Annotated in this window: 6 protein-coding genes; all 6 read right to left on the reverse strand. The window is 69.1% G+C overall.

Going from position 1 to position 6,661, the window contains the following annotated elements; all coding sequences use genetic code 11:
- Nucleotides 1–116: 116 nt before the first annotated feature.
- Entirely contained in the window at nt 117–1,460 is a 1,344-nt protein-coding gene (locus tag AB2385_RS09020; protein WP_367654635.1) for a stalk domain-containing protein, read from the reverse strand.
- A gap of 154 nt (nt 1,461–1,614) precedes the next feature.
- Nucleotides 1,615–2,301, reverse strand: coding sequence for a YceI family protein (locus AB2385_RS09025; RefSeq protein WP_367654636.1), 687 nt, complete (start codon nt 2,299–2,301; stop codon nt 1,615–1,617).
- A gap of 310 nt (nt 2,302–2,611) precedes the next feature.
- Nucleotides 2,612–3,775: an alpha/beta hydrolase gene (locus AB2385_RS09030; protein WP_367654637.1), complete on the reverse strand. Its 1,164-nt coding sequence runs from the start codon at nt 3,773–3,775 to the stop codon at nt 2,612–2,614.
- Between the two features lie 15 nt (nt 3,776–3,790).
- Complete coding sequence (locus tag AB2385_RS09035; protein ID WP_367654638.1) at nt 3,791–4,492, reverse strand: ABC transporter permease; 702 nt, start codon at nt 4,490–4,492, stop codon at nt 3,791–3,793.
- Nucleotides 4,489–5,337, reverse strand: a complete 849-nt coding sequence (gene ccmA, locus AB2385_RS09040) for a heme ABC exporter ATP-binding protein CcmA (protein WP_367654639.1) — start codon at nt 5,335–5,337, stop codon at nt 4,489–4,491. The genes AB2385_RS09035 and ccmA overlap by 4 nt, the downstream gene beginning before the upstream one ends.
- Nucleotides 5,338–5,425: 88 nt before the next feature.
- Complete coding sequence (locus AB2385_RS09045; protein WP_367654640.1) at nt 5,426–6,469, reverse strand: LytTR family transcriptional regulator DNA-binding domain-containing protein; 1,044 nt, start codon at nt 6,467–6,469, stop codon at nt 5,426–5,428.
- Between the last annotated feature and the right edge of the window lie 192 nt (nt 6,470–6,661).

A 6,661-nucleotide genomic window follows, 5' to 3' on the forward strand; every position in this document is an offset into this window, starting at 1 on the left:
TCGTTCCGACCGCCCCATGGACAGAGCTCACGCAACGAGCCCTCTCCATCCTGATGGGAGAGGGCTCGTCAGACACTCCTGCGGTTCCTGGGAAGCGGTGTGCGAGCGGACTCCGCCTACTCGGCCGGCAGCACCCGGATGACGGCGGCGCCGCCCTGCGCCGGGTAGGACATCAGCATCGGGCCGGTCACTTCCACCTCGACCCGGGCGCCGACCTTGAGGTCGGATGCGCTGCCCTCGGCATCACCCACCAGGATCTTGGTGTTCTCCTCGATCGCCAGCCAGGCGAGGAAGGGCTCACCGCTGTCCATGGGCGCGCCCTCGAGCAGGATGCGCCCGTCGGCGATCTCCTTGATAGTCCCGGTCAGGACGTCGGCCCTGGGTGCCGGCACGACCATGATGCTGGCCGCAGCTGCCCGGGCGGGGTAGGACTCCAGGATCGGGCCGCTGACCTCCACCACGATCTCGGCGCCCACCTGCAGGTCAGCGGCCGTCCCGACGGCGTCGCCGACGGTGATCTTGGTCTCGTCGGTGATGGTGAGCCAGATCAGCTCAGGCTCGCCGTTCGCCATGGGCGGACCCTCCAGGAGGATGCGACCCTCTTCGACCTGGCTGATCCGCCCCACGTACCGGCCCTCCTGCTGGATCGCCTCGGGGCCCGGCAGGACGAGCTGCGACGCCGGGACCAGACTCATCACGCCCTCGTCGGCCGGCACCTGGCTGAGGCCGAGCACGGTGCTGATGGCGTCGGCGGGGATCATGGTCCGGTCGTCGATAATCTGGACGGGCTTCGCCAGGGCGATGCGGTTCGGCTCGGCGGACTCCGGACCGTCAAGACGCAGCTCGGCCTCCTGACCGCCGATGCGGAACACCGCCGCCCGGTCGCCCAGGCGCACGTGCACCTGGCGGAGCGCGCCGTCCCAGGTGACCTCGGCGCCGGCCGCCTCCGCGATGGCCCGCAGGGGAACGAACAGGATCCCGTCAACCACCACCGGGCTGCCCAGGTTCGTGGCAATGGGAGCGCCGTTCACCCAGATCTCCCGGGGCAGGGGGGCGTTGGCCGGCACGTCCCAACTCAGCGGGGAGAGGGCCTCCACCTCGCCAGCGGGCCGGATGCGGATCACTTCGATCGCCGGCACCATGTAGAAGGAGATGCCGGTGAACTCGCGGCCCTCCACCACGACCTCCATGCCCTCGTACTGTTTGAACAGCTCGTTATCGCCGATCAGCCGCATGCCACCCACGGCCCAGTAGCCGCCTTCGAGGTCGACCCATTCCACCGGGCCCATGAGGCGCATGTAGGCGCCAATTTCCTCGGGCGCCAGGATCGGTGCGACATCCACCGGGGCGGAGATTGGCTGCGCGGTGACGGGCTCGTCGAGGTCTCGGGCCGCGGCCGGGACGGCGGCAACGGTCATGAGCAAGGCACTGAGCGCAGCAGTTTTCTTCCAACGCTTCATCATGCTTACCTCCTTTTCACCGTGACTGACGGAGTACACCGCACTCCCGTTTCATCGGCTTTTCTCCTTGCACAGGTGCGAAACCCCGGAAGTCAAGCACCGGGCGGCTCCACCCGCTCGCTGCGGGATCGGAGCCGCCCGGTGCGGAAGTGCCCTACCCCTGCTTCTGCCCGACAAAGGTCACCTGGACCGTAACCTCTTCCTCCACGGCGACGAAATTGGCGATGTTGGGCGGGTCCACGCCGAAGTCGGTCATGTTGAAGGTGGCGGTGGCCGAGAGGGTGATCGTATCGCCTTCCAGCCGGGCGGTGCCGTCAAAGGTGAGGGGCCTGTCCGTGCCCTTGATGGTCATGGTTCCCTGCAGCTTGATGGGCACATCCTCCCCCTCCTTCAGCACCGGATCGCCCTCGGCCCCGGTGATCTGGAACACGGCGCGGGGGTGGTTGCGGGTGTCCAGAACCTGCTGCACCCGGTTGTCCCGCCGGGACTGGTCGCTCTTCAGGGTGGTCAGGTCCACCTCGACAACGGACGGCTGGATGACCCCTTTCTCATCCAGCACGATGGCCCCGGACAGCGCTGTGGTCTTCCCCACGGCAACCACGTCCAGCTTCTGCCCGAGGAAGGTTTCGCCAACAGCATAGGAAGCCTCGGACCGGTCCCGCACCACGTCAAACTTGGCACCCCTGGCCATGATCTCGACCTTGACCACCTGGGCGTTTGTCTCCAGGGCCGCCGTGACGGTATCCCGGTTGACAGCAGCCGCCTCCGTGCCGGTCCCCCCGGCCGGCCCCCGGGCGCATCCGGCCGCCACCAGGGCTGCCAGGGCGAGACCCACGATCATGGTGTGTCGCTTCAGAAGAACCCCCCCAAGACCTGTTGTTAGGGATTATTCTGGACAAAAAAGCTGAAAGAAACCTGAATATAGCATAAGGATTTGCTGTGTATGTCATGGCGGGCGGCCTCGGGTCAGGTACGTCACCAGGCCGGGCACCCCATGTGCGCCAAGCGTCGCCCACCGGCACTGCGGCCCTGAGGAGGCGAACCTCGCCGAGCCAGGGCCGAGCGACCCGGCGACAGGAAAGAAGGCTGTCCCCAAAGCACGCCGCTCTGCGGGGACAGCCTTTCGCATTCACGCTCCCGCCAGGGAGCCGTCAGTCCTGGGCCCGCAGCCAGGTCAGCAGGGCATCGACCGCGGCCTCATCCATCGGCCCGAACAGGTCCCGGGCGGGGTCCGCCGTCGGACTCAGGGCGTGGCCCAGGCCTGGGAATCGCCGGAAGGTCACGTGGTCGGGCGCCGCGGCGGCGATGGCCTCGCCGTCGCTCACCGGCACGAAGCCGTCCGCCTCACCGTGCAGGACCAGCACCGGCCGGCGCAGTTGCCGCACAACCTCGGCGATGGAGGCGGCCGGCTCATCGGCGGGGTTCATCATAGGGTTCACGGAGGGGTTCGCCAGGAACGCCTCAATGGCCGGGCGCAGTTCGGCCTCCAGGTCGATTTTCCCGTCGCCGTCCCGGTCGGTGTCCGAGCGCATCTTCGGCAGCCAGGGGGTCGAATCGGGCGCCCAAACGTAGAAGCTGCCCATCAGCGCCGCCGGACCCGTGGGCACCGTCAGCCACTCCTCCAGCGACAGCTTGCCGTCGCCGTCGGCGTCCACCTCCCGCAGCACCCGCAGCCCCAGGGTCACGTGCTGGTAGCGCAGGATCTCGGACCAGCCGCTCGCAGGCGGTCCCTGCAGGATGACGCCGGCCACGGCCCCGTCCGCCAGGGCGGCGTGGGCGGCCACCTGGGCGCCCTGGCTCCACCCGTAGAGGTAGATGCGGTCTCCGTCCACCTCCGGCTGCTCCCGGGCCGCCGCGATCACCCGGGCGGCATCGGCGATGAGCTGGTTGGTGGTCGCCCGGGCCGCCTGCTCGGGGTCATAGTCGCCATACTTCTTCACCCCGCGCTTGTGGAAGCGGAGCACGGCGAAGCCCTCGGCACTCAGCCGCTCGGCCAGCAGCTTGAAGTTGGCCGAGGTGATCTGCCCGAAGGTGTCCACCTGGATCGCGTCCATGTCCACCGGGCCCGATCCGTGGAACAGGATCACCGTCGGCCAGGGGCCCTCGCCCGCGGCCGGGTACGTGAGCTCTGCGGCCGAAAACCAGGTCTCATCCAGGGCGATGGTCAGGCTGCGCCGGCGGGTGCCTTCCCCGGGTTCGCTGCCCGGTCCGACTCCGTCGGCAGGCACGCTCCCCTGCCCATCGTTCCCGGGTCCCGGTCCGACACCAACCACCAGCATCAGCAGCGAAAGGAGTGCGGCCAGAAGCACACGCATCGCTCGACACCTCCTCTAATTTCGGGCAAAGGAGAGCCGCCGGATCAGCCTGGCGTTGACCAGCCACATGAGGGCGGTGTAGGCCAGCATGACGAGCAGGTTGCGCATGACGGGCACTGCCTCGCCCGTGAGGCCCGCCGTGAGCAGCTCCACCGCCGGCCGCGTGGGCAGCCACGCCTGCAACGCCCACACGCGGGGCTGCACCAGCGCCCAGGGCAGCGTGGTGGCCGTCATGAGAAGCAGGATCACCGGGGTGCCTCCCAGTCCCAGGCTGCGCGTGTCCCGGACCAGCAGACCCAGCAGAACGCCGAGCCCCACCGTGAACAGCGAGAGCACCGTGTAGGCCGTCAACCAGAGCAGGGAGCGCCGGGGAACCTGGTCCAGGATCAGGAACATGAACGCCCCGAAAACCAGGCTTCCCACAAGGCCGAGAACGCCCTTCACGAGGATGACCTGCCAGGGGCGAACCGGCGTGAGGAAGAGCGCCTCCAGCTGCCGCTTCTCTTTCTCCTCGGCCAGCGTGAACGCGGGGATGTTCCAGCCGACGAAATAGGTCGTGGCCGTAAAAACCGCGGACGCCATGATGTCCCGGGCGCTCGCGGGCATCGTCGCCTTGAGCAGGCCGCCCATGACCACCGCGGTGGCGAAGAAGAACAGCAGCATGGGGTTGCGCACGATATCTTGCACCTGTGCGCGGGCCAGTGCGAACACGGTCACGTGAGTTCCCTCCCCGTCGTGTGCAGGAAGACCTCGGCCAGCGAGGCCTCGTGGGTATCCACGGCCAGCAGCGACCCCTCGGCCTGGCGCCGGGTCACCGCCTCCACCCAGGCCGCATCCTCCAGCGGCCACTCCGCCGTCTCGGCGGCGGCGCCGCTGGCAAAGGTCACCCGCACCGTCCGCCGCCCGTAGCGGGACTTCAGGGCTGCGGGCGAATCGCAGGCGACCAGCCGCCCCCGGTCGAGGATCGCGACCCGGTCGCACAGGGCCTCCACCTCCGCCATGTCGTGGCTGGCGATCACCACGGTCCGCCCCCGGGCCTTCAGGCCGCGGAGTAGCTGGTGGAAGGACAGGGTCGCCGCAGGGTCGAGCCCCGCCGTCGGCTCGTCCAGGACGAGCAGGCGCGGCTGGTGCAGCAGGGCGCGGGCCAGCGCGACCCGCTGGCGCTCGCCCCGGGACAGGCCCCTCACCGGCCGCCCGGCGAGTCCCTCCAGCCCGGCGGCGGCCGAGGCCTCCTTGACCTCCGCCGGCCTCACGCCGTGCAGGGCGGCAAAGAGCCGCAGGTTCTCCCCCACCGTCAGGCGGTCGAACAGCCCGCCCTGGTCGGGAACGACGCCGATCTGAGCCCGCACCCGCTCAGGGTGCTCCCACGGGTCGACCCCCATGACCTGCACCCGCCCGCTGGTGGGGGCGGCCATGCCGGCCAGCAGGCGGAGAGTGGTGGTCTTGCCGGCCCCGTTGGGCCCCAGCAGTCCCAAGGTCTCGCCGGGTGCCACGTGCAAGTCGACCCCATCCAGCGCGGTCGTCGTCCCGTACCGCTTCGTCACCTGAATCAGACGGATCACGCCCATCACCTCCGCCCCGATCATCGCACGGGCAGAGCGGGCGTTTCCGCATTCGCCCGACAACTGGCGGATGACGGGCGACAACTGGCTACCAGTTCAGCCGCACCCTCAACTCCTGCGCCCGGTGCTTGCTGAGGGGCACCTCCTCGCCGGTCTTCAGGATCAGCGAGTAGGAGTCGCGCGTCCAGGAAGCGATCTCCTTTACGTACGTAAGATTGACCAGGTACGCTTTGTGGCTCCGGAAGAAGCCGCACGCGGTCAGCCGCTCTTCCAGCTCTGCGAGGGTGAAACTCACCCCACAGGTCCCCTCGGCAGTCTCGATGTAGACGGCCTTGTCCCGGGCGTAGGCGTAGCGGATCTCCTCGGGCCGGAAAAGCAGGATCCGGTCGCCCTTGCGCGCGGCCACATGGGGCGTGGGTCCCTGGGGCGGCGCTGCGCCCCCCGCCTCTGCGCGCGGCGGCTCAGGCCGGGAGGCACCGGCCAGTGCGGCGGCCGGCGCTGCCCTGGCGGCCTGCGCCTCGTCCGGCTCCAGCAGGCGGCCGCCCTCGAGGTAGCAGATGCGGGAGGCAAGCTGAACGATGCGCGGGTCGCCGAAGGTCGTCACCAGCACGGCCCTGCCCGCCTCCGCCTCCTCGGCGATGGTGAATGCGATCAGGCTGGCACTCTCGCTGTCGATGTCTCCGGCCGGCTCGTCCAGCAGGAGTGCGCGGGGCTCGTGCACCAGGGCGCGCGCCAGCCTGAGGCGCGCCGCCTCACCCGGGGTGAGGCGCTGCACCCGGCTCTCGAGCCGGCCTGTCAGCTCCAGCCGCCGCAGCAGCTCCAGCGGTCGCTGCGGGGAGACGCCCCACAGGCGGGCGAACAGGCTCAGGTTCTCCCACACCGTCAGCCGGTCCAGCAGGCCCCAGGCCTCCCCGGCCACCCCGACCAGGGCCAGGCTCTGCGGCGTGCCCGCCGGGCAGCCGTCGATGAGGGCCCGCCCCGCCTCGACAGGGCACTGGCCGGCCAGGGCCCGGATCAGGGTGGTCTTGCCGCTGCTGCGGCTGCCCACGACCGCGACAATCTCCCCGGGCTGAACGGCAAGCGTGACCGCGGTGAGCTTGTGGCTTACGGAAAGGTTCTCAGCACAAATCATCTGGCTACCCCCACTTTTCACATTGCTCCATTCAGCAGGGCCACGCGGGTCTCCTGCCAATGCTGGTGGGGGGTGGTTACTCACGTCAACACCCTAGTGCATTTGGGCCATGTGTCTGGTCACCGAATATCTCTTTTGGTGCTCTCCGTACGGATTGTTGCAGTCAGGGGGCAGTCTACACGTATTTGAATA

Source organism: Symbiobacterium sp. (assembly GCF_040797425.1).
Taxonomy (GTDB): Bacteria; Bacillota; Sulfobacillia; order Symbiobacteriales; family Symbiobacteriaceae; genus Symbiobacterium.